22 protein-coding genes and 1 pseudogene are annotated in these 22709 nt (G+C 38.4%); 13 read left to right on the top strand and 10 right to left on the bottom strand.

What is annotated here, in order from left to right:
- Window positions 1-63: 63 nt before the first annotated feature.
- From ACLKML_RS03360 to ACLKML_RS03340, 5 genes are read right to left on the bottom strand one after another with little or no spacing between them, the layout of a single operon-like run.
- A complete protein-coding gene (locus ACLKML_RS03360) occupies window positions 64-858 on the bottom strand; it encodes a transporter substrate-binding domain-containing protein (RefSeq protein WP_413283656.1) in 795 nt (264 codons plus the stop codon).
- A gap of 14 nt (window positions 859-872) precedes the next feature.
- Window positions 873-1787 (bottom strand): N(4)-(beta-N-acetylglucosaminyl)-L-asparaginase, encoded by a 915-nt coding sequence (locus ACLKML_RS03355; RefSeq protein ID WP_413283655.1) that lies wholly within the window; start codon window positions 1785-1787, stop codon window positions 873-875.
- Window positions 1787-2521 carry an amino acid ABC transporter ATP-binding protein gene (locus tag ACLKML_RS03350; RefSeq protein WP_413283654.1) on the bottom strand — a complete coding sequence of 245 codons (735 nt, stop codon included), beginning with the start codon at window positions 2519-2521 and terminating at the stop codon, window positions 1787-1789. The genes ACLKML_RS03355 and ACLKML_RS03350 overlap by 1 nt, the downstream gene beginning before the upstream one ends.
- A gap of 9 nt (window positions 2522-2530) precedes the next feature.
- Complete coding sequence (locus tag ACLKML_RS03345; protein ID WP_413283653.1) at window positions 2531-3202, bottom strand: amino acid ABC transporter permease; 672 nt, start codon at window positions 3200-3202, stop codon at window positions 2531-2533.
- A gap of 2 nt (window positions 3203-3204) precedes the next feature.
- A complete protein-coding gene (locus ACLKML_RS03340; RefSeq protein WP_413283652.1) occupies window positions 3205-3870 on the bottom strand; it encodes an amino acid ABC transporter permease in 666 nt (221 codons plus the stop codon).
- A 291-nt stretch (window positions 3871-4161) separates the two neighbouring features.
- On the opposite strand from ACLKML_RS03340, the gene ACLKML_RS03335 reads away from it, so the two are divergent.
- Window positions 4162-4479 (top strand): antibiotic biosynthesis monooxygenase family protein, encoded by a 318-nt coding sequence (locus ACLKML_RS03335; protein ID WP_413283651.1) that lies wholly within the window; start codon window positions 4162-4164, stop codon window positions 4477-4479.
- Between the two features lie 268 nt (window positions 4480-4747).
- Window positions 4748-5569 carry a lipase family protein gene (locus ACLKML_RS03330; RefSeq protein WP_413283650.1) on the top strand — a complete coding sequence of 274 codons (822 nt, stop codon included), beginning with the start codon at window positions 4748-4750 and terminating at the stop codon, window positions 5567-5569.
- Window positions 5570-6057: 488 nt separating this feature from the next.
- Here the strand turns inward: ACLKML_RS03330 and ACLKML_RS03325 are convergent, their stop codons facing one another.
- Window positions 6058-7548: a methyl-accepting chemotaxis protein gene (locus tag ACLKML_RS03325; protein ID WP_413283649.1), complete on the bottom strand. Its 1491-nt coding sequence runs from the start codon at window positions 7546-7548 to the stop codon at window positions 6058-6060.
- 39 nt (window positions 7549-7587) lie between these two features.
- Window positions 7588-8436, bottom strand: a complete 849-nt coding sequence (locus tag ACLKML_RS03320) for a substrate-binding periplasmic protein (RefSeq protein WP_413283648.1) — start codon at window positions 8434-8436, stop codon at window positions 7588-7590.
- 293 nt (window positions 8437-8729) lie between these two features.
- Between ACLKML_RS03320 and ACLKML_RS03315 the strand changes: the two genes are divergently transcribed.
- From ACLKML_RS03315 to ACLKML_RS03300, 4 genes are all read left to right on the top strand, one after another.
- Window positions 8730-9926, top strand: coding sequence for an ABC transporter substrate-binding protein (locus ACLKML_RS03315; protein WP_413283647.1), 1197 nt, complete (start codon window positions 8730-8732; stop codon window positions 9924-9926).
- Complete coding sequence (locus ACLKML_RS03310; protein ID WP_413283646.1) at window positions 9926-11035, top strand: FecCD family ABC transporter permease; 1110 nt, start codon at window positions 9926-9928, stop codon at window positions 11033-11035. Before ACLKML_RS03315 ends, ACLKML_RS03310 begins: the two co-directional genes overlap by 1 nt.
- Window positions 11035-11781, top strand: coding sequence for an ABC transporter ATP-binding protein (locus ACLKML_RS03305; RefSeq protein ID WP_413283645.1), 747 nt, complete (start codon window positions 11035-11037; stop codon window positions 11779-11781). Before ACLKML_RS03310 ends, ACLKML_RS03305 begins: the two co-directional genes overlap by 1 nt.
- Before the next feature lie 249 nt (window positions 11782-12030).
- Complete coding sequence (locus ACLKML_RS03300) at window positions 12031-12354, top strand: DUF3316 domain-containing protein (RefSeq protein WP_413283644.1); 324 nt, start codon at window positions 12031-12033, stop codon at window positions 12352-12354.
- Between the two features lie 99 nt (window positions 12355-12453).
- On the opposite strand, the pseudogene ACLKML_RS03295 reads toward ACLKML_RS03300, so the two are convergent.
- Window positions 12454-12663, bottom strand: a pseudogene (locus ACLKML_RS03295) (prevent-host-death family protein); the annotation flags it as partial.
- A 263-nt stretch (window positions 12664-12926) separates the two neighbouring features.
- Here ACLKML_RS03295 and ACLKML_RS03290 point away from each other — a divergent pair.
- The 3 genes from ACLKML_RS03290 (at window position 12927) to ACLKML_RS03280 (ending at window position 14962) form a co-directional block, all read left to right on the top strand.
- The gene (locus ACLKML_RS03290) at window positions 12927-13265 is read left to right on the top strand and encodes a DUF1971 domain-containing protein (protein WP_413283643.1); all 339 of its coding nucleotides are present in this window, start codon (window positions 12927-12929) and stop codon (window positions 13263-13265) included.
- 247 nt (window positions 13266-13512) lie between these two features.
- Window positions 13513-14679, top strand: a complete 1167-nt coding sequence (locus ACLKML_RS03285; RefSeq protein WP_413283642.1) for a methyl-accepting chemotaxis protein — start codon at window positions 13513-13515, stop codon at window positions 14677-14679.
- A gap of 145 nt (window positions 14680-14824) precedes the next feature.
- Window positions 14825-14962 (top strand): hypothetical protein, encoded by a 138-nt coding sequence (locus ACLKML_RS03280; RefSeq protein WP_413283641.1) that lies wholly within the window; start codon window positions 14825-14827, stop codon window positions 14960-14962.
- A gap of 212 nt (window positions 14963-15174) precedes the next feature.
- On the opposite strand, the gene ACLKML_RS03275 is transcribed toward ACLKML_RS03280, so the two are convergent.
- The gene (locus ACLKML_RS03275) at window positions 15175-16083 is read right to left on the bottom strand and encodes an IS5 family transposase (protein ID WP_413283640.1); all 909 of its coding nucleotides are present in this window, start codon (window positions 16081-16083) and stop codon (window positions 15175-15177) included.
- A 34-nt stretch (window positions 16084-16117) separates the two neighbouring features.
- Entirely contained in the window at window positions 16118-17134 is a 1017-nt protein-coding gene (locus tag ACLKML_RS03270; RefSeq protein WP_413283639.1) for an IS630 family transposase, read from the bottom strand.
- Window positions 17135-17576: 442 nt separating this feature from the next.
- On the opposite strand from ACLKML_RS03270, the gene ACLKML_RS03265 reads away from it, so the two are divergent.
- From ACLKML_RS03265 to ACLKML_RS03250, 4 genes are all read left to right on the top strand, one after another.
- Window positions 17577-18962 carry a hypothetical protein gene (locus ACLKML_RS03265; RefSeq protein WP_413283638.1) on the top strand — a complete coding sequence of 462 codons (1386 nt, stop codon included), beginning with the start codon at window positions 17577-17579 and terminating at the stop codon, window positions 18960-18962.
- A gap of 264 nt (window positions 18963-19226) precedes the next feature.
- A complete protein-coding gene (locus tag ACLKML_RS03260; protein ID WP_413283637.1) occupies window positions 19227-19550 on the top strand; it encodes a DUF3316 domain-containing protein in 324 nt (107 codons plus the stop codon).
- 257 nt (window positions 19551-19807) lie between these two features.
- A complete protein-coding gene (locus ACLKML_RS03255) occupies window positions 19808-21784 on the top strand; it encodes a methyl-accepting chemotaxis protein (protein ID WP_413283636.1) in 1977 nt (658 codons plus the stop codon).
- Window positions 21785-22229: 445 nt separating this feature from the next.
- Window positions 22230-22553: a DUF3316 domain-containing protein gene (locus ACLKML_RS03250; protein WP_413283635.1), complete on the top strand. Its 324-nt coding sequence runs from the start codon at window positions 22230-22232 to the stop codon at window positions 22551-22553.
- Window positions 22554-22709: the final 156 nt, after the last annotated feature.

Here is a 22709-nt window from a genome sequence, read left to right as displayed (position 1 = left end):
GGGATACCCGACTCCTCCAATTTAGGAGGGAAGTTTGAAGAAGCCAGGTATAATTAGGTGTGTTTACCAAATACCATCCAGTTTTGGAGCATTTGCTTCTGCTCCCCACCATTTGTGGTAGGACTGTTGGTAATCGCCAGAGTTTATGTAGTCTGATACGAACATATCCATCCAGCGTAGAAATTCTGGATCGCCTTTGCGTACGCCAATAGCGATGGGATCGTTTGAATATAAACCTTCAAGTGTGACTAATTTATCATTCTGAGTTGCCAAGTAATCAACTAAAGAACTGTCTTCGATACCGGCATCTACACGACCTTGACGCAGAAGTAACACACCGTCAGGTGCAAAAGTATCGGTATAAACTAAATCTGCACCCGGTACTGCTCGCTTTAAGAATGATTCACCAGTTGACCCTCTACCTACGACAACTTTTTTACCATCTAAGTCTTGCAAATTATCGATATTCAGGTTTTTTTGAGTAATGACACGAAGACCTGCACGATTATATGGAATGGTAAAATCTATGGCTTTAGCCCGTTCTAAGGTTGCGGATAAATTACCAATAACTGCGTCTAATTGGTCCGAAAATAACATAGATACACGAGCGTCACCGTGGACATCGGTAAAGCGTGCCTCTACGCCGAGTTTATCGGCTAAACGATACGCTAGATCGACATCGTAACCAACAGGTTGGTTTTTTTGGTCACGGAAACCAATTGGTTCACCTCCAAGCGATACGCCTATTTTTATGAATCCACGTTGTTGAATTTCTTCTAGCTTACCAGCGATGGCCTGGGCAGAACTAAAAGCAAGAGCACTACATAGAACCGTAGATATAATCCTTTTAAATTTCATTTTTTACTCCTTTATTAACATTTTTCCGCTACACAGTGTTGCGGGCTCTTCATACCAGTTTTATAAACCCAGTACTTAATTTCTTCTTCACACCCCACATTCACAACTCGGTGATTGTCATTTTTATCTATGGCATGGATCACGACACCAGCTAGAAAGCCACCTTTAAGTGACTTTAGCTCTTCAATTGCCATATCTACTGCATCGTGAAGTGAATAACCGAGTCTCAATGCCATTACGATGGAATACGACGTGTTTGCTCGGATTGTCATTTCACCAGTGTGTGTACATGCGGCCGCGCCATAGCGACTATCAGCATAAAAACCAGCGCCAACAATAGGAGAGTCACCCAAACGACCTGGGTATTTCCAAGCCCAACCAGATGTACTCGTCGCAGAGTAGGTACTTCCATGTTTGTCGTTGCTTAAAAATACAGTCGTATCACGAACTTTTTCTGGATCGGTAATTAAGCTATTTAATTTAGCTAACGGCCTTTTAGACATGTCTGGATTTTGTTCATTAGTGATCTCTTGTAGCTTTTCAAACCAAACTCGTTTCGACTCTTCCATCAAAGGTGAACTACACTTGAATCCCATTTCATAGGCAAACCTTGTTGCGCCGTCCCCAACAATTATTTCGTGATTAAGTTCTTCCATCACTTTTCTTGCAACACGAGTTACATGAAAGTGATCTTTGATGGCTCCTACAGCGCCAGTGCGTAAATCGTCACCATCCATAACTGCGCCATCAAATTCCATTTCACCTAATAGGTTGGGCCAGCCACCATAACCAACACTGCGTACTTTTGGTTCTGCTTCTACTTTTTCGATACCATGAATAATCGCATCAAGGCCATTTTTACCGTTATCCAGCATATCTGCGGTATCTTGGATCCCTGCCCAAGCTTCTGAATTCGAGAGAACAATCATTATTTACTATCCATTTTGTCTAAAAATCGTTTGATACGAGGATCTTGTTTACCACCTTGCTCAGAAAAAAATGCTTCTTTTTCTAAATCAGCTCTCACTTTCCCTTGATCAAGGAAAATGATTCTATTGGAAATTTTTCTAGCAAAGGCAATTTCATGAGTTACGAAAATTAATGTTGTTCCAGAGTCTGCCAGCTGTGCTAAAACATCGAGAACTTCAGAGGTCATCTCCGGATCCAGAGCACTCGTGACTTCATCTAAAAGAAGACATTCAGGTTCCATTGCTAAGGCGCGACAAATACCAATACGTTGTTTTTGTCCGCCAGATAATTGAGCTGGGTAAGCATCACTTTTGCTTTCAAGTCCCACTAAAGAGAGTAACTCTGTGGCTTTTTTAATCGCGTTCTCTTCTTTCCAACCTAGAACTTCAATTGGTGCGAGAGTGATGTTTTCCATAATTGTAAGGTGTGGGTATAAATTAAAATGCTGAAATACTGTAGAGACAGTTTGTCTGATCTTGGAAAGTTCATTTCTATTGTTAACCGATAGATTTTTTACATGAATATCTCCAGAATTTAATTTCTCCAAGCCATTAATACAGCGAATTAAAGTGGATTTACCAGAACCACTCGCTCCTAAAATTGATACAACATCTCCTTTATTAATAGTTAAAGAAACATCATCAAGTATTACTGTATCACCAAATTTTTTTTGGATGTTGTTAATCAAAATCATGATTTATCCTTAAATACTGAGCCAATGTTGGTGCTTATTAAGACGGTTTTCAAAATGTCTGCCAATTCTAGATAGCGCCCAAGATAGAGTGAAATAGGTCAAACCTATAATTGGCCAAACAATAAATGGTTGCCAGGTACGTTGATTTAAAATTTGACCAACTTTTGTTATATCCATAACGCCAATAACTGAAATTAACGATGTGACCTGTAATTGATTAACCGCGAGCCCAATCAACGGTGCAATAGCAACTAGCAATGCTTGAGGCGTGATAATTTTCGTTAGTACTTTCCACTCAGAAAGACCAAAGACTCTTGCGGCCTCGATTTGGCCTTTATCAATTGACGCTAAAGAAGAAACTACAATCACTGATACAAAAGCAGCAGTATTGCCAGAGAGCGTAATAATTGCCGCTTCTTTCGCGTCTAAATTAATCCCTAAAATCATTGGGAGACCAAAATAGATTAAGAACAGCTGAACAATCACGGGTGAATTTTTTAAAAATTCAGTGATGAATGTACATACATGGTTTAAAAGCAGTATTCGGTAATGTCTAGATAGGGCGAGAAAACAGCCTAATATCGCTCCGATGACACTTGAAATAACAAATACTTCTAATGAAACTCCAATACCATGAAGCAATACAATAGCGTCGTATGGTACAAAAACATGATTAGACAAAATTAGTTCTCCATAACGAAATGTCGATTAAATCTAGCGTGAACACGAGATATCAGGAATGACAACATGTACGTAAGCACACAATAGAAAAGTAATAAGAAAAAATAGACTTCAAAAGGTCGGAATGTTTCTGCCGCGATTATTTTTGCGGTACCAGTTAATTCATTCAACGTTACGGTAGATAAAATTGATGTCGTTAGAATTAAATTGATAAATATAGAACCCAACGGCCTAATGGAGGTGCGAAGTGCTATTGGAAGAATGATTTTTTGATAGATCAGTTTTCTGGATAAGCCAAATGATTGAGCGGCTTCGATAACTTCGTTGTCTACTTGCATCACACTGGCTCTTATCACATCTGCACAGTACGCGCCTACTGCGACTGATAGTGCGAGAATTCCTGTGGTATAAGGATCAATAAAAATGCCTAGTTCTGGTAATCCATAAAAAATAAAGAAAACCTGCACGATAAAAGGGATGTTACGAAAGCAACTAATATAACTATAGCCAAATATACGGATCCATTTTGTGTGACTCACACACGCGAACATAATCGCTAGTCCAATCAAAAAACTACCAATTATAGATATGACACTGACGAAAGCTGTTATTTCGAATCCGTCAAGAAAGGCCCCTAGGTGATGGTAAATGATGGTTAAATCAAACATAAATCGCAATCCATTTGCAAAGTGAAATCGATTTCACTATACATTTTTAAGATTGAATGTAAATGTTTTTAAATTGTTAATGTGATCTATGAATGGGCCATTGAGGCAATCGATAAGATGGGGTTTTTATCTATCAAGGTGTTGATTTTAATGTGTAAAATAAATAATTCTGTTCGGTTATATGCTGATTTTAATTTAAGTTTCTGAATATTATTTTTTTTTGAAAAACAGGTTTTATGTTAATTGTTCAATTAAACTCTTTGTGTAACTTGCCTGTTTTAAGGAGATGGAATGTCAGCAATCGCAAATACACCAAACCCACCATATTATGCCGTGATTTTTACTTCTACGCGGACAGAAGGGGATAATGGTTATGGTGAAATGTCAGTTAGAATGCTCGAATTAGCAAGACAACAATCCGGCTTTCTAGGTGTAGAGTCTGCACGAGAAGACGTTGGAATTACGGTTTCATATTGGTCAAATCTTGATTCAATCAAACAATGGAAAGCGAATTATGAGCATATAGAGGCTCAAAAGGCTGGCCGTAAGTTGTGGTATGAATCCTTTAAGGTTCGTATCTCAAAAGTCGAGCGAGATTATGGGATTTAAAAGTATAAAAATAACAATTGAACAGCGCCGATTATCTATGGCCAGAATGTAAATTGATTCGATTGATACCGATTAGATTCCTGCTGAACCTGTAATTCTATTGTGTATAACCCTGCCAAGTAAGCTTCTTTTAATTATCCTCTATCTAAAGTTAGGCATTTGTATCGCTAGTGTAATGCAGCTGCTATTTGACGCTGATGATGTTATCTAAAGCCTATTAAATTAAGTCAAACCAAACGAGTCTAGTTGGGTTAATAGGAGCTTTATTATGGATGTTTATGATCATTTTACTCGTTTGTCTGGTATTGAGTACGATAAAGAAACATCGCTATCCTTAGCAGTTGCATGCTTACTTGCGTATCAGCCAGATGAATCTGAAGTCAAGAAAATTATAGAACGTTGGGAGTATCAGCTAATTGGTTTAGAAAGTACCTTAAAAGGTAAAGACATAGATACACAGTGTTATGTAATGGAAAATGCCGATAATGTGGTGGTGGTATTTAGAGGCACCGATTCAATAGAGGACTGGCTTGGTAATTTTCAAGCCGTTTATGATCCTGGGCCGCTGAATAAAACTAAAGCGCATGAAGGTTTCCAAGATGCTCTTTTCCCAGCGGTTATTGCTATTACACGTATGCTTGAACAACCTATTCGATACTCGAAAAAATTGTGGGTCACTGGCCATAGTTTAGGTGGAGCACTTGCTTCTTTGTTCGCGGGTATGCTGATAGAGCATGGTTATGCGGTGCATGGTATTTACACCTTTGCTAGCCCTAGGCCAGGAAATGGCTCTTTTGAGGTGCAGCTGAATAGCAATGTATTTGGGCCTCATTATCGAGTGGTCAACTCTGGTGATATCGTTCCTCATGTTCCCCCTGAACCGTTCTATAGCCATCCAGGTTCTCGCATTATCTTAAAAGAATTTGGCATTGTTGACTCCAAAGGTTCTTGGTTTGAACAAAGAATCATGGCTTTAGAGAAGTTTATCGAGAAGACGGCCAATTTATTTGATGTTGTCGATAATCACAGTTTGAATGCAGACCAAGAGAGTTATATTCCTCGTTTGATAAGAGAACTGAATCGTGGATAGCTTTCTACTTTATTACCTTAAATTTTAATGAAGAGTCACAAGCTTTAGATGTTTGAGCTCTGAATTTGGTTCTTGGTCGTTAAGTACACCAGTCTCTCATACCTATAGATTGTAATTCGTACGGATGTTTTACTTAAATCATGGCTAATAAATCCAATATTGGTGCGAATAATACAGATCTAACTACTGGTTTAATAAAAATATAGGGCTATTTTTGTTCTAGTAGCGATACTATTTTTTATCTTTGCGGTAAAAATTATGTCGGGGTAATTAATGACCGAATTAGTCGTGCCATTCTGCCTTTTATTGTGGCCAATATAGTTATCGTTTTACTTATTACATATGTTCCGGCATTTACTTTATTTATCCCTTCATTATTTAACTGATTTCACTACTTACCAATAAAAAAGCTGAAACTCTGCCTAGAATTTAGACAGATTTTCAGCTTTTAATCAGAGTTACGGTTAATTTAATTCATGTAGATTGTATCAAAGTCTAAAGTTGGATAAATCACCTTTAATACTGGTGCTAAGCGATTCTAGAATGTGGCTCAGTTCGCCCACTTGGCCGGCATTCTCGGTTACTCTGGAAGTAAGTGAGTTGATAGTCATTACTTTTTCACTTACCTCGGCGGTTACCGCATTTTGCTCTTCTGTTGCGGTTGCAATATGTGTGTTCATATCGTTTATTTCATGGATATCACGAATAATATCTTCAAGTGCGGTTATTGCATATTCTGACTCTGCAATCGTCTGAGATAGCGTAGTGGTTGTCACAGACATTTGCTTGTTCGCTTCAACAGATGACACTTGTAGGTCTTTGATGATCCCTTCAATTTCTTTGGTTGAATCTTGCGTACGTTGCGCGAGTCCGCGAACTTCATCTGCAACAACGGCAAAACCACGACCATATTCACCGGCTCGGGCAGCTTCTATCGCTGCATTTAATGCCAATAGATTGGTTTGTTCTGCAATTTCTTTTATTACAGTTAGAACGGTATTAATTTGTTCACTGCGTTCTTTGAGTTCACCTATGGTTGTTGAGGTGCTGGATAAGTCTAAGCCTAAGTTATGAATTTCTTCGACTGTTTTCTTAACGATGTTATTGCCTTTCTCAGCTAAAAGGTTGCAGCTCTCTGTCTTTTGCGCCGTTATGTTTGCATTTTGCGATACTTCTTGTGTTGTCGATGTCATCTCATTTAATGCTGTAGCAACTTGCTCGATTTCAGCTAACTGTTGGCCTGTGGCAGCTTTGTTTGTTCCTGCATTCGATTTTATCTGACCGGTGCATTCTGTTAATTCATCCGCTGACGTCACAATGCGAGTGACCAAACCATGCAGATTTTGTAAAAATGTGTCGAAACCTTTCGCTAACATTCCGATTTCATCATCGCTTTTTATGTTAAGTCTTCTGGTTAGATCTCCGCCTCCTTGAGCAATTTCAGACATCGCATTAGCAACCACTTTTATCGGGTTGACTACGTAACGGCTCAATACTACCCAGTTTGTTAATTGCAAGGCTAATAAGATAACAATGGCAATTACAATGAACATCATTCGTGCGGCAGTTAGAACCCCATCGTTACTGTCATGTCGATAGGTTACTTCAATTTTACCAACGTCCCTCGACCCTCCCCATACTACCTTATTAGTGTGAGTAACTAATTGAGATTTATCGATATTATCTTCACTTTCTGCTTGCGCAATCAGCTTATCGCGATGGTCAAATGCTTTGATCTTAGCTATGTATGGGAACAGTACAAACGACTGTAAAATATCGCTCGTTAGTTCAGAGTCATACGAAAAAATAGGCTCTTGTAAAACAATAGAAAGGGTATGGTCGGCTTCAACTATTTGTCTTTCAAGCGCCTTGTCAAAGTAGTTACAGACTAAAATATAACTGGTCGATAGAATGGCTACCATCACGACTAAAGTAACGGAAGAAAGGATCATCATCGAGCGATATTTGATTGAGTTCATGTTTATATCCTTGGCTTTAAATTTAGCCACTTAAATTGGTTATAGCTGATTAAGGTCTAGCCAAAATTCTTTTCTGTCAAACGGAGTGTCTGGGTGCATAAATGGGTTATCGATACGAATGACGGATCTTCCTCCAAGGTTGGCTTTTTCTAATACTGCTGTTATTGCCGAGTTATTAAAGAATAATTGATCAAAGCTGCCGTCTTTAATCGACATTTCAAACCCTTTATACAGTTTTTCATGCAAATCTTTCGCATTTTTATTGACATAAAACAGCATCGCGTATGGATAGATCAGCATCACTTGTTTTTCAACCACGAGATTTAATTCTGGGCGTTGTTCTACCTCAGGCCAAGGTTCATGAATGGCTCTTGGGAAATAATCAAAACGGCCGCCTTCCAACATTTTGAATAAATTTGGGTATTTAATGGTTGTTAATGTTGGTAAGCCTGCACTTTTTAGAACTTGTGTATCCGCCCAAAATTTACCTTGACCACCATTGAGTTTTTTTAAATCTTCTAGAGTTCGAATGTGATTAAAACGCGGTTGGTCACCTTTGCGGATAATGAAGATCCGATGGCCAAGAATGCCTTTTAAAATGGGTATTCTTACCGCATTCAAACGTTTGTCGTTTTCAGGCGATGCGCCAGACCACATAATATCAACATTACCAGCTTCGACTTCACTTACGTTACGCGCTGTATTGGTGGTATTGGGGATTTGAGTTAACTCAACATTGCTATCTACTTTACTTAGTGCTAATTGTAAAATCTCAAGAACGAGCTTATTTCTAGTATCTGTCGCCTCTATAATTTTATATTGATCTGCTGATACATTAGCGATAGATAAACACGATAATGTAAAGGCGATTATTGTTACCACTTTCATTCTTTATCTCCAGATAAAATCTGATCTACTTTCTTTTTCGTAACAACTACTGTTACTAATTATCGGCTATACAACCTATTTCTTTAGTGTAGTGAAAATAAATAACATGGCCTTTGACAATAAGCATAGTTAATGTGAATAAGTTGCATCTATATCTGAAGTTTTTGGTATATGAGCAAGGCGTGTTCCTTTTTACAAAGTAAATTATTTTGTAACATTTACTTACAATTATCTTGAATCTAAATTGCAATGCAAATCATTCTCATTTGCATAATTGGTATGGTTTCCTTCTCATGAAAAAAATATTTTCCCTATATTCGTTAGTTACTCCTTTATATTTGTCTGTTACTAGTATGATTTTGCTCACTTTATCTGTATTTAGTTCAACAGTATTGGCCGATACGTTCCCGGTTACGGTAACGGATGTGGCAGGACGTACCATCACATTAGAAACTCAACCGAAAAATATTGCTTTGTCGACAGGGCGCGTTTTCCCTTTGCTTGAAATGATTTATCAGCAAGAAGCTGCCGATCATTTGGTGGCATGGCGCGACGACACGCGAGTGTCAGCACCAAGTATGTATGCTGATTACATTAAAGATTATCCGCAACTTGAAAATGTTTTGAAGATCGGAAAGATTAAATCAGGTGAGTTCGATACCGAGCGTTTTATCAACATGGCAGAAAAGCCGGATCTATTTGTGGTGGATATATCAAACATTAAATTAGCCGAAGAAAAAGGGCTGATCAAAAAGTTAGATAAACTGGGTATCAAAGTGCTTGCGATAGATTTTCGTGAAAACCCTATTAAAAACACGCTGCAATCGGTGACCAGTTTAGCAACGGCGCTTGGTAAACAACAGCAAGGCCAAAAATTTGCTGAGTACTATCAAAATCATGTTAATCATTTAGAACAAGTGGTGAGTTCGCTACCTGAAAGTGAATTGAACAAAAAAGTATTCATCGAAAGAGCGGCCGGTTATCACGATTCATGTTGCCATACGTTTGCTACCGGTAATATGGGCGCATACATTCCGTTTTTAAAAGCAATTAATATTGCCGATAAGCCGTTGCAAGGCGCGATAACAGGACAAATGTCGACAGAGAGTGTGATTACTTACCAACCGGATGTTTACATAATGCAAACTACGGGTTGGATAGATAAAGACGGCAATGCGACAGCGGGTGTTCCATTTGGTTATGCGCCACTTAATCCTGCTGCGATTAAACAAGCGACCGCATCATTAATGGATCGCCCTTGGCTTAAAGCGGTTAACGGATACCAAAATAAAGCGGTTTATTCTATTTATATGCCTTTTTATAACTCGCCTTATAATCTAGTAGCCATGGAGTATTTTGCTAAGTGGCTTCATCCTGAACAGTTTAAAGATCTTAACCCTGAAAAGACGTTTGAAGAGATGAACCAACGTTTTGCGAATCGAAGCGTAACCGGTGTGTTTGGTCAAAATAACTTTGAGGCGATGAAATAGTGAGTGATTTGGCTTGTACATCCTATGTCAAATTACGCCAAAGTAATGGTGAAGATACGTTGTTATCAGGAAAGCGTCAGGCACTAAAGAAACATAATGCTCGCGCCAGAAAGAAAAAGGTCGCACTGGGTGCTTTCTTTTTGCTCAGTGTGGTGTGCTTGATTGCCGATATTTTGATTGGTTCGCAAGGGCTAACGCTGGCACAAGTACTTAATGGGGTTTTTCATCCTGCTTCAAGTGACATCGCTAGCCGCGTCATCATTTGGGACATTCGCATGCCGATGTCTCTGATGGCCCCATTGGTTGGAGGGGCGTTAGCTATTGCGGGTGCTCAGATGCAAACTACGTTGAACAATCCATTGGCTGACCCGTATACATTTGGCGTTTCTGCTGCTGCTGGATTTGGTGCCTCTTTGGTGATCACAAATATAGTGGCATTACCGTTTATACCGCCGCAATATCAAATTGCGGTGATGGCCTTTCTAATGTGTTTACTGACCACATTTATGATCGCGGCTATGTCTTCTATTCGACGAATTTCGATTGAAGGGGTGATGTTGTTCGGCGTAGCAATTATGTTTGCTTACGATGGCATGCTGATCATGATGCAATATATTGCAACAGAAACGCAGTTGCAGACCTTAGTGTTTTGGCAAATGGGGTCGCTTGACCGAGGGAGTTGGCAAAAAATATCCATACTTGCGATTCTTCTACCTGTGGTTATGGCTATTATGATGAAAGATGCTTGGAAACTGTCATCGCTAAAAATTGGCCAAGAACGCGCGGAAGCGATGGGTATAAACGTTAATCGTTTGCGCATTAAAACGTTAATTTTGGTGTCGATTATAACGTCCTTATCCGTGTCGTTTGTTGGTGCGGTTGGGTTTGTTGGATTAGTCGCGCCTCATATCGCCCGAATGATTCTGGGTGAAGATCAACGCTTTTTTTTACCGGCTTCGTTTTTACTTGGCGCGGTATTGCTTGAGTTGGCTTCTATTGCCAGCAAGTCGATTATGCCCGGTATTATTCTGCCCTTAACGGTGATGATGTCGATGGTCGGTGTACCTTTCTTTATCTTTTTAATTGTTAAAAAAGGAGGACGTTTCTGATGAGCCTCAATATTCAGAATCTCTCGGTCTCTTTTAATGGTAATCAAGTACTGAATAATTTGACCATTCCAACTATTTATCCGGGCGAAATGGTGTCATTAATTGGTAAGAATGGCGCAGGCAAATCCACCGTTCTTAAACAGATGACCAAACTCATTCAGTTTGATCCTAAGTTGATTACCTTAAATGGCCAACCAATCGCAACTGATGACATTGGTTATTTGCCGCAAGATCATAGGATTTGGGCAAGCATTACTGTAGTTGAACTGTTAATTACCACCATGCATGTGGGCCACAACTCATTGTTAACCAAAGCAAACAGCGCCGAAACGGCGTTAGCGTTACTTGACAACATAGGCATTATCCATCTTGCCAACAAGATGTGCACTGAACTTTCTGGTGGCGAAAGCCAAATGGTGGGCTTAGCGCAAGCGGTAATCAATCAGCCTAAAGTGTTGATATTAGATGAGCCTACATCTGCATTGGATATGAATAACCAACTTAAATTATTGGAATATGTGAAAGAATACACACGCACACATTCTGCTTATACCTTGATGGTGGTGCATGATTTAAATTTGGCTATTCAATATTCCGATAAAGTGGCCGCATTGCATAATGGCGTACTGTTTACCTATGGTGAACCGAAAACAATTATTAACCAACAACTCATCTCTGATTTGTTCAGTGTTAATTCACACATTATTCAGCTTGATGATTATCCTATCGTTGCTGCTTGTTTGTAGAGGACGGATCTATAGATATTGGCGATTTATCAAGTTACTTTCATTAAATCAATTAGCTTTATTTATTTTACTTACTTCAATTTAAGTATGTACCGTACAGGCCAGTTTATGGATTTAAAATCTGTCTCTGGCTTTTTCTTAATCTCCTTTACGTTCCTTTACATTCATCTTAACCCTGCCTTAACCACCCTAAAGCGTATGATAACCCCATCTTGTTAAGACATACGAAATTCAAAAAAGGGTTCTATCATGAAAAAAATTATTACTACTGCTATCGCTGCACTTCTTATCAGTTCAACTGCATTTGCAGGTGCGGTAACGTCTACATCAACATTGAAAACAGCAAGTTTTGACAGTAAAGCACAAGCGTATGAAGCTGCGTTTGAACTTGCTGATTCAATCAATGACAAAACCGATAACCAACTGCAAAAAGATTTGCATGTACTAAATGGCTCTGGTGTATCGGTGAATGATGTTGAAGTGAACGTGGAAGAGTTTGCTACCGATCGCAATGACATTGGTTACCGCGCAATTCTTGAAGTGAACTACTCTTATGACAGCAGCGACAGCTAAGATGTGAGTACCGCCAATCACCTTATTACCACTGCTAATTAAGAAACGAAAGGGTCCAGATTTGGGCCCTTTTTTATAGTTTTGTAAGGCTAAAGGTACCTAAACTACTTTCATACGCGCCAATACTTGAGCTTGTGTAACTTCGTGAGAAATACCCGAACCAGATGCTAAGTGACCCTCGGCGATACGCATTTTTTCCAATAACTCGATCTTTTCTTGCACAACTCCATATCCCGCAATATCAAGTACCACTGCAACGCCCTTGCCATGTTGAGCCGTCACCAATGAACGGCGAGTTTCGTTTATTTGTCACTTCGAAATAGTCGTGTGAAGGAAATTGTCATTATGATATTTATATTGTCTATATGACAAACTATAAACCGCTGTCCATATGACAATCTTGATCTTAAATTAAATATAATATATTGATATTATTAGATTTTATTTTCTGGCATATATCATGCTATTACAAAAGAGACATAATAGTTTTTTAAGGTAAGAAGATTACCAGTTATGCAGAAGCAACCGAGTAATTAGTTACCTATACATCAAATATAGCTAGGAGAACAACTATGAGCCACCAAAGGATCCCTAATAACTGGACTATTCAAAGATCAACTCAGTTCTTTACCAACGAGAATGTGCCAGAAGCATTACTGTCTCATCACAATACCGCAGAGGGTGTTTTTGGCCAACTTTGTGTGATGGAAGGCGTCGTTACTTATTATGGCTTTGCCGATGAAAATGCTGTTGAACCGGAAGTTAAAGTAGTCATTCCTGCGGGGAGTTTTGCAACCAGTCCTCCACAGTACTGGCATCGTGTGGAATTAAGTGATGATGCCCAGTTTAATATTAATTTCTGGTCTGATTCAGATAAGAAAGATCAAAAAATGTATCTCACCAAAGCCTAACTGTTACATGTTGCAATTTAAATTTTCTATGTTTTTAAATAAAAAAAATAAGGTAATCAGTATTTATAAAGAAATCATAATCCTATGCACGTTGAAAGTGGGCTTGGTCGTTGCAGATGGAATAAAAACAACAGCAGTCAGAGTTTATCTCATAGGCAGAAGTGAATATGCAGCAAGGTTATTTATTCTTCAGGCCAAAAACTCTTATTCAATAACGTTAAATTGAACATTTTTAACAGAGGTTAAAATGAGATCTTTATTTTTACGCATGAGAACGATTCACTGGCTAGGTGCTATCTTTCTATTTATTAACGCCTTATTTTTCACCGAATCAACAGTATCTCAAGTGTTCCAATATATAGTGACTGTATTTTTAGTAATACATGATATTGATGAAAAAATCTGGGGAGTAGACTCGCTTAAAAACGTTGCTCTATATATGAAAGCCTTTGAAAGAAGGGATTTGTCGGTACCTTGTGATATAGATAGCTCTTATAACAGCGAATTTGGTAAAGTTTTGGAGGTGATTAATCGCTTTAGAGAGGAAGTTAGGTTAGCACTTACTGATATCCAAAAACAGGCCGGTGCTTCAGATGATATTGCCGAGCATCTTAAGGGGAAGGTTCAAAGTATTTCTATACGCATTGGCGAACAAGATACACGAGTGAGTGGGATTACTCAGTTGGTTGATGTGTTAGATAACACGTCGGCAGCACTTCGAGATAAAGGCGAAGAGACCCGGCAACAGGTAGAAAGCACTAGAGACGGGATTATTCGCTCCAATGAAACCATGGGTGAGATGATACAAGAACTGAGTCAATATATTACCAGTAATGACGAGTTACAGAATAAGTTTACTGCACTTTCTGAGCAAACAAGTTCCATAGGACAAGTTATCTCGGTAATAAGTAATCTGGCCGACCAGACTAATTTATTAGCACTCAATGCAGCCATTGAAGCGGCAAGAGCCGGTGAGCACGGGCGTGGTTTTGCCGTTGTAGCTGATGAAGTAAGAAATTTGGCGGCATCTACTCAGAGTAGCTTGGATGAAATAAATAGCATCATTGCTGGCATCTCCACTGCGGTACTTGAAGCCGGAGAGCAAATGAAATTGCAGTCAGGAGCGATAGAGTCAGTCTCGGCACATACACAAGCAGGACAGGAAGAGCTTCTGGCTACCTGCAGTAGCATCGATGAAATCTTGAATCTTATTAGCAATGACAACAACATAGACAGTGTTGATATTCATCAAATTAGTCGACTTGTTAATGATGTATCACTTGAAGTTGAAGTTCTTAAATCTCTGTCAGGTTCAAATGCTAAAGATTGCGAAGAGCTACAAATACAGGGTGACAAGTTAACGAATGTTACTGAGCAAATCGTTGAACAACTGGGCACATTTAAAACTCATTAAGGTTGTCTATTTGGTTGTTCTTACTCTCCTTTACGTTCCTTTACATTTATCTTAACCCTGTCTTAACCACCCTAAAGCGTATGAAGCTGCGTTTGAACTTGCTGATTCAATCAATGACAAAACCGATAACCAACTGCAAAAAGATTTGCATGTACTAAATGGCTCTGGTGTATCGGTGAATGATGTTGAAGTGAACGTGGAAGAGTTTGCTACCGATCGCAATGACATTGGTTACCGCGCAATTCTTGAAGTGAACTACTCGTATGACAGCAGCGACAGCTAAGATGTGAGTACTGCCAATCACCTTATTACCACTGCTAACTAAAAACGAAAGGGTCCAGATTTGGGCCCTTTTTTTGAAAGAAAGAGAATATCACTATAGTAATAATTTTAGTGCTTTATTTTTACTTTAGGAGCTTATTACTCATATGTTTTTAATATGGCGTTGTTGATCAAATCAGGTAAAAGACGCAGTTATCTTATAGAACCTACCTGTTAGTTTCTAATGGGCATACTTCGCCCTAGGACTTTGTTAATTGCTTTGACATTTGCTAGCGCCTCACCAACTTGAGCGTTATAGCATCTCAAGCTCAATGTGCCGCTAGTCAATCTTTTGTATCGAGACATTGCCGTCTCAGAGATTGAACGGTCGTGATAACCAGAGTCAGTTTTCCACTGAGCTAGCGTATCGTTTCTAAGTGCATCGACCGCTTCATTCCGAGGATGTCCCTTTTCCCAGTAATCAGCATTTTTTCTGGGAGGTATAAGAGGCTTGTTGCCCTTATTTTGCAATATTTCATGGCATTTTTTTGGATCGTAAGCACCGTCTGCTGATACGAAATGCACCTTTCTACGAAGCGGGTTCAATAATGTAGGGAGAGCTTCGCTATCACCAACATTGACGAGGCTGACTTCTGCGCGAATAACATCATGAGTATCGACATCAACGGCAAGATGCAGTTTACGCCAAGTCCTACGTTTTTCAGCGCCATGCTTTTTAACTTTCCATTCGCCTTCTCCAAAGACTTTCAGGCCTGTTGAGTCAATTGCGATATGGCGAACTGAGCCTTTAGATTTATTCTTATATTTTACCTGAACGGTCTTAGAACGTTTGCTGATACTTGTGTAATCAGGGGAACGTAAGGGGACATTCATCAATGCAAATATAGAGTCGATAAAACCTTGAAGTGCACGCAACGGAAGAGAGAATATCCCTTTAATCATCAAAGCTGTTTCGATTGCAGTATCAGAAAATTGAAAGCCTCTGCCACGTTTACCGTGGTGGCTTTTGCATTGCCATGCTTCAACGGCGGAGTCGTCAATCCAGAACGTCACTGAGCCTCGTTTACACAAGGCTTCATTATATTCACGCCAGTTGATTATCTTCTTTTTTGACTTACCCATAACATCACTATGTCTCTACTATACCCAATCAACTTCAAGTTGCAGCTTTCAAAACCTGAAAATTATCGTTAATTCGGGTCGTAAGCGAGCCTGCAACTTTTGGTAAAGTCACATCGAAAAATGTATTTATTGCATCCTTAAAGGATGCTTTTGTAGGGAAGCAAACATTATTTCTGGCATGTTCATGCATGACCTTCCACAGGCGCTCAATTGGATTTAAATTTGGACTATATGGCGGTAAATAATGCAGTTCAATATTGAGCATAAAGGCGAAATCTTTCACCAACTGACTTCGATGATACCCTGCACCATCAAGTATGACATTAATCTTTTGCCCCAACGGATAATGTTCTTTTTTGAATTTCCAAAAGAAACGAGCAATACTTTCACTATTAATCGTTTCATAACTGTCAGTCACAGTAGCAGCTATATCAGTTAGATTTAACGCACCGACAAAGTTCAATCGAGTACGACTACCAGTGGTTTCAATCACTTTGTCTTCACCTTTGCGGATCCAACCATAAGTAATCTTGGTCGCTTGACTTGGATGCACAGCATCCATAAACAAAATAGGTTCGTTTTTTTTTAGCTCCTGATAATATTGAATAAAAGCATCTTGAGCTTCAGGATTAAATCTATGTAGAACACCTTTAGGTTGCTTATAAGAGAAAGCATTATGATGTAACCATTTATTCATTCCAGCGACTGTATAGGTAATTTGAAATTCATTTTGAACATATTCAACAATCTGATGAGTATGGAAATAGGTATGTTCTGTCAGGTGTTCAATCAATGACATTGTTTCAGCTGCATTAAGTTTACTTTGCGACCCACCATTTTCAGGTGCCAATTTCTCAGACTGTAGATAATCATTAAGATGACGAGTCACTGTTGTTTGATGAATTCGCAATGCTTGCGAAATCATAGAAACAGACCAATCTTCAGATGCAAGCAAAACAGCCTTAATGCGATTACGCACTCGACCATCACGAGCAGAATCATGCATGCGCTCAAGTTGTTTTTTCTTTTGATTGGACAGTTCAATTTTCATGATGTCTAGCATGATCCTATTCATAGAGAACATCAAGCATCTTCAATGATCACGGGTATATATGGGATCAGATCGCAAGAATAAGGAAAGGTTCAACTGATTTAGTCAACAACGCCTTTTAATATAATAAATTAATAATTTTAAGAGTTGGTAGGTTTAATTTTTATTATATTAATCATGTGTTTTTTAATCTTTATTTTAATTCCGTCCTTTAGTTATTAAATTTAAATATGTTAATTTTTAAATAGATGATTTTATGTTTGATATAAGAAAAAATTGTAATTTAATTAATAGGTTACTCTGGTTGTTGTTAGTAAGAAATTTGTGATTAATGTCACTAATTGTAAATGAAAATCTGTTTTTTTATTAAATATCTGATTCCAGGCATTGGTAAATTTTGTTATAGTTTTTGAAAAACAACCTATAAATAAAGGTGCAATCAGTGGATGTCAGTAAATACGAAGAAATTTTTGAAGAAATATTTTTTAATTTAGCTCAAGAGTCAAATATTATATCCGATGGAATATACCTTAAACCAAATATTCCAACCAAAAAACTTACTGGCGCTATCGGCAAATATGCACAAGACATCGCCCCTGAAGAAATCATCGTTTTAGTCGATGACACGGTATTTGGAGGGGCTAAAGAAGGTATGATCCTTACCTCTTATGAAATACTTGGTAATGAAAAGTTTGAAGATGCATTTTGTGTATCTTATGATGAGGTAGACGACATCGGCTTTCCTAAAAAGCGCAAATTGTATATTAATGGTTTGAAGCGTATGACTTTTACACTTCCTGACCATAATGCTCTCGTTAACTTAGCAAAGAACCTTGAAATTTCAATAAAAAAATCCAAATTGGCTTTTAGTAAGCCCACTCAGAATCAACCTGATCAGGTTAGTGTAACGGCTGATGTATCGACGTCCGACACGCCTAATGACAATGCATCCGTCGACACTAAAATTGTTCACAAAACAGAGCCGATTAATAAAATAGAACAGAAAGTCAATATTAATTACAGTGACGATGATATTCGATCAGATAAGCAACAAATCAATTCAGCAATTCAAGCACCTAAAACAGAGGAAGATGCTCCCCAACTTTCTGATGTCGATGAGCAAGTTGTTTTAAATTTAAAGGTGTGGAAAAACGATTCAATTTTCCCTGCAATTAAGAAGTGCTACCGTATTGAGCAGGTTAGTTCTGTACTTCCTGTTAGCCCTAATCAATATAAAGAAGCTGGTGAAGCTTTGGTTAAGTCTTGCCATAAAGCGATCGTTAAATATAGAACGATACTCGTCGATAAAGCTGAATTCCAAGAGATGGCAAATAATACCGCAACGCTTGAAGCCCTTTGTCATTTTGCTAGTACTGCAATTGCAAAAATGAAATCTGAGCGTGTTCCAGAAGAGTTTATACAAGCCATACTTGAGCGGAATTTTTATGACGTATTTTTAATGAAGCCAACAGACCGAAATAGTGAGATGTGGGCGAGTATCATGAGGGTTGTGACAGGGTACTTAGAAGTTTGGTATAAAACTAAAGATTGTGTGAATTTTGAGGTGTTTATCATCAGGCTGATTGGAAGCAATATAGCGGGTAATTTTGATATTGATTTGAATAAAGTATTGTCTATTATTTACCCTGATGGTAAAAATGCGATTGAAGATATGTTGTATGTGACGACTGAATACGATGAAAGCTTGCAAAAATACCATCGGTTTGTGGAGCGAGAAGCGGATTCTTTAGTTGAGACAGTTTTTCGAATATTGAATGGAAGTGATGCACCAAAGAGTCGATCAACCTACTGGGATATTAATTGCTGAGAGTTTGAAGCTCTTAAATCTCTGTCAGGTTCAAATGCTAAAGATTGCGAAGAGCTACAAATACAGGGTGACAAGTTAACGAATGTTACTGAGCAAATCGTTGAACAACTGGGCGCATTTAAAACTCATTAAGGTTGTCTATTTGGTTGTTCTTACTCTCCTTTACGTTCCTTTACATTTATCTTAACCCTGTCTTAACCACCCTAAAGCGTATGATAACTCCATCTTGTTAAGACATACGAAATTCAAAAAAAGGGTTCTATCATGAAAAAAATTATTACTACTGCTATTGCTGCACTTCTTATCAGTTCAACTGCATTTGCAGGTGCGGTAACGTCTACATCAACATTGAAAACAGCAAGCTTTGACAGTAAAGCGCAAGCGTATGAAGCTGCGTTTGAACTTGCTGACTCAATCAATGACAAAACTGATAACCAACTGCAAAAAGATTTGCATGTACTAAATGGCTCTGGTGTATCGGTGAATAATGTTGAAGTGAACGTGGAAGAGTTTGCTACCGATCGCAATGACATTGGTTACCGCGCAATTCTTGAAGTGAACTACTCTTATGACAGCAGCGACAGCTAAGATGTGAATACTGCCAATCACACTATTATCACTGCTAACTAGAAACGAAAGGGTCCAGATTTGGGCCCTTTTTTCTATTTCTCTCAGATACTTTTCAATACAACGTCTGGTTGTGATCTAATCCAACTACATTTTCTTAGTTTTCGTGAATAATTGGGCGTGAAGGAATTCATGAATGAAATACTGCCCTTATATTAATTATGGTGGTATATTTATTAGCAATAACTAATAAAACACTCTCTAATAAGGGACCGTCCATGCCTCTAAAATCAATTAAGCAAAGATATAGTTTAGTTCTAGTGACCTTTATCGCTCTAATCACTATCCTCACAACGATTGGTATACAGCAATGGGTTAAACCAGAACTACAAGCAGAAGAAGAAAAAAATCTTAGCTTTGCTGTCAAAGATATTGCCACTGAAATTAAACTAACCCTTACGTCTGTCCAGGCTCAACAGCGTTCTACGACTCAACTTATCCCGAACCTTGAAAGTGCGCAAATTGATTTGTTATTACCTTACTTAGTTGATCAGTATGGCAATCAATTGGTATTTGGTGGCGGTATTTGGCCTATGCCGAATAAGAGAGTTGCTGGTGTAGACAGAGCAAGCTCTTTCTTCCATCGTGACGTAAATGGCCAACTGATAGTAAACACTTACTGGAATAGTGATGAAGCTCCGGACTATTTCACACAAGCATGGCATAAGGCAGGACAGAACGCCCCTAAAGGTCAATGTGTTTGGGCCAATGCTTATAAAGATGGTGCCAGTTTACAACCACGCACTAACTGCGCAATGGGTATTTATCAAGGTTCATCGTTGTATGGTGTTTCAACTGTTGATGTGACTCTTGGTTTCTTCAATGACCTTGTTGCGGATAAAGAGCGTGAACTTAATGCAGAGATATTGATTGTTGAAGCAGATGGTAAGATTCTTAGTACCAATAAAGTGCTTAGCAACGACAATGTCATCTTAACTGAACTGTCTGAACAGTCTTATCCATTGGCTACAACGTTAAATGAAGCTTTAAAAACGTCAGAATTCAGAAAAGAATTTGAGCAAAATGGTGAAAAACACATTCTTTTAATTCAACAAGTTGAAGGGACTCCGTGGCTTATCGCTGTAGCAAAACCAACAAATTTACTCACGATGCAAACTCAAGAAATTATGTCTACCTTGGCCATGATTCAGTTACCAATGGTCGTCATTTTATTAGCGGTCTTGCTTTATGCATTTACAAGTTTAGGGAATCGATTTAAGACTCTTAAAGAGAATGTAGATACACTTTCTGCAGGTGATGCAGATTTAAGTATAAGGCTTCCGATCAAAGGTGAAGATGAGTTAGATGCTGTTTCGGAATCTATGAATAACTTTATTTCATATCTACAAAAGTTGATCACTAACGTTATAGAAGCAAATAGAGTTTGTAATGAACAAATTACGGCAATGTCAGCGGTGACTGAGAAAACCCTTATGGTTTTGGATAAACATGTTAAAGAAACAGACATGGTAGCAACTGCGGTCAACGAATTAAGCTCTTCAGCACAAGAAGTTGCAGGATATACCAATCAAAGTACAGATATTACCAATTCAGCACATCGTGAAGCTCAGAACTCGGAAGGTTCAGCACGTAAAGCAACGGACAGTGTTGGTGAATTAATGAAAAATGTTGAACTTACTTCTGAAAATGTTGGCAAGATGCAAGATAATGCAGCTTCAATTGAAGGTGTTTTACAAGTTATTCGTGGTATCGCAGAACAAACAAACTTACTTGCACTTAATGCGGCGATTGAAGCTGCTCGGGCAGGTGAAATGGGTCGTGGTTTTGCGGTTGTTGCCGATGAGGTTAGAAATTTAGCAGCAAAAACTCAAGACAGTACTACCGAAGTGGCAGAGATGTTGGATATTTTAAAAAGTGGTGTTGAAACAACGGTTATGTCAATGTCAGAAACTCGAGATCAATGCCAAGTCACATCGGTATTGACGAATGAGGTAACCGAAGGTATCGCCATTATGCAAAATTCCGTATCCAAAGTGGATGATGTGAGCGTTCAAATTGCCACGGCTGCAAATGAGCAAAGTCACGTTGCCGATGATATTAATCGAAGTATGGTATCTATTAGCACTATGCTTACAGAATTACATAGCCATGGTCAAACATCAGAGGAACACGCTAAAGCTCTTCAAAATGCTAATCGAGCATTGCAAGATCTCGTTGATCAATTCAAGGTGTAATATCTAAAACAAGATTGTTTCAGATACTTTTACCAATCACGTAACAGGAGCCGGCTTGAGTCGGCTCTTTTGGTTATTTATCTTATTTATTTGAAATTGCTTGTTGAGTTAGTGAATATTACGTTTTTTGTTACATTATGCAGTGATTAATAGATTAATTTTTAGTTAATCTTTGTTCTCTATAACCATTAAATCTAGTTATTTAAAAATATTTTTCACTAACTTTTCAGTTAAAAATCTACCTAGCTACTTTTTAAATTAAGTAGTCATATTAGTTTCGCTTACTTTAATATAAGCCTGTACCGTACTGGTCAATGTATGAACGTAGCTGATTTTTATCTCCTTTACGTTCCTTTACATTTATCTTAACCCTGTCTTAACCACCCTAAAGCGTATGATAACCCTATCTTCTTAAGACATACGAAATTCAAAAAAGGGTTCTATCATGAAAAAAATTATTACTACTGCTATCGCTGCACTTCTTATTAGTTCAACTGCATTTGCAGGTGCGGTAACGTCTACATCAACATTGAAAACAGCAAGTTTTGACAGTAAAGCACAAGCGTATGAAGCTGCGTTTGAACTTGCTGATGCAATCAATGACAAAACCGATAGCCAACTGCAAAAAGATTTGCATGTACTAAATGGCTCTGGTGTATCGGTGAATGATGTTGAAGTAAACGTGGAAGAGTTTGCTACCGATCGCAGTGACATTGGTTACCGCGCGGTTCTTGAAGTGAACTACTCTTATGACAGCAGCGACAGCTAAGATGTGAATACTGCCAATCATCTTATTAATACCGCTAACTAAGAAACGAAAGGGTCCAGATTTGGGCTCTTTTTCTATTTAATGATGTATTGTTTTGATGCGAGTGTCATAAGCGATAAGCTTGTTGAAGGATTGTTATTAGAGGCGGCGTTAGTC

Origin of the sequence: Vibrio sp. MA40-2, from assembly GCF_047302445.1 — a bacterium.
Lineage (GTDB): Bacteria > Pseudomonadota > Gammaproteobacteria > Enterobacterales > Vibrionaceae > Vibrio.
Note: the sequence above shows the minus strand (reverse complement) of the source record. Positions and strands in the feature narration are given on the sequence as shown.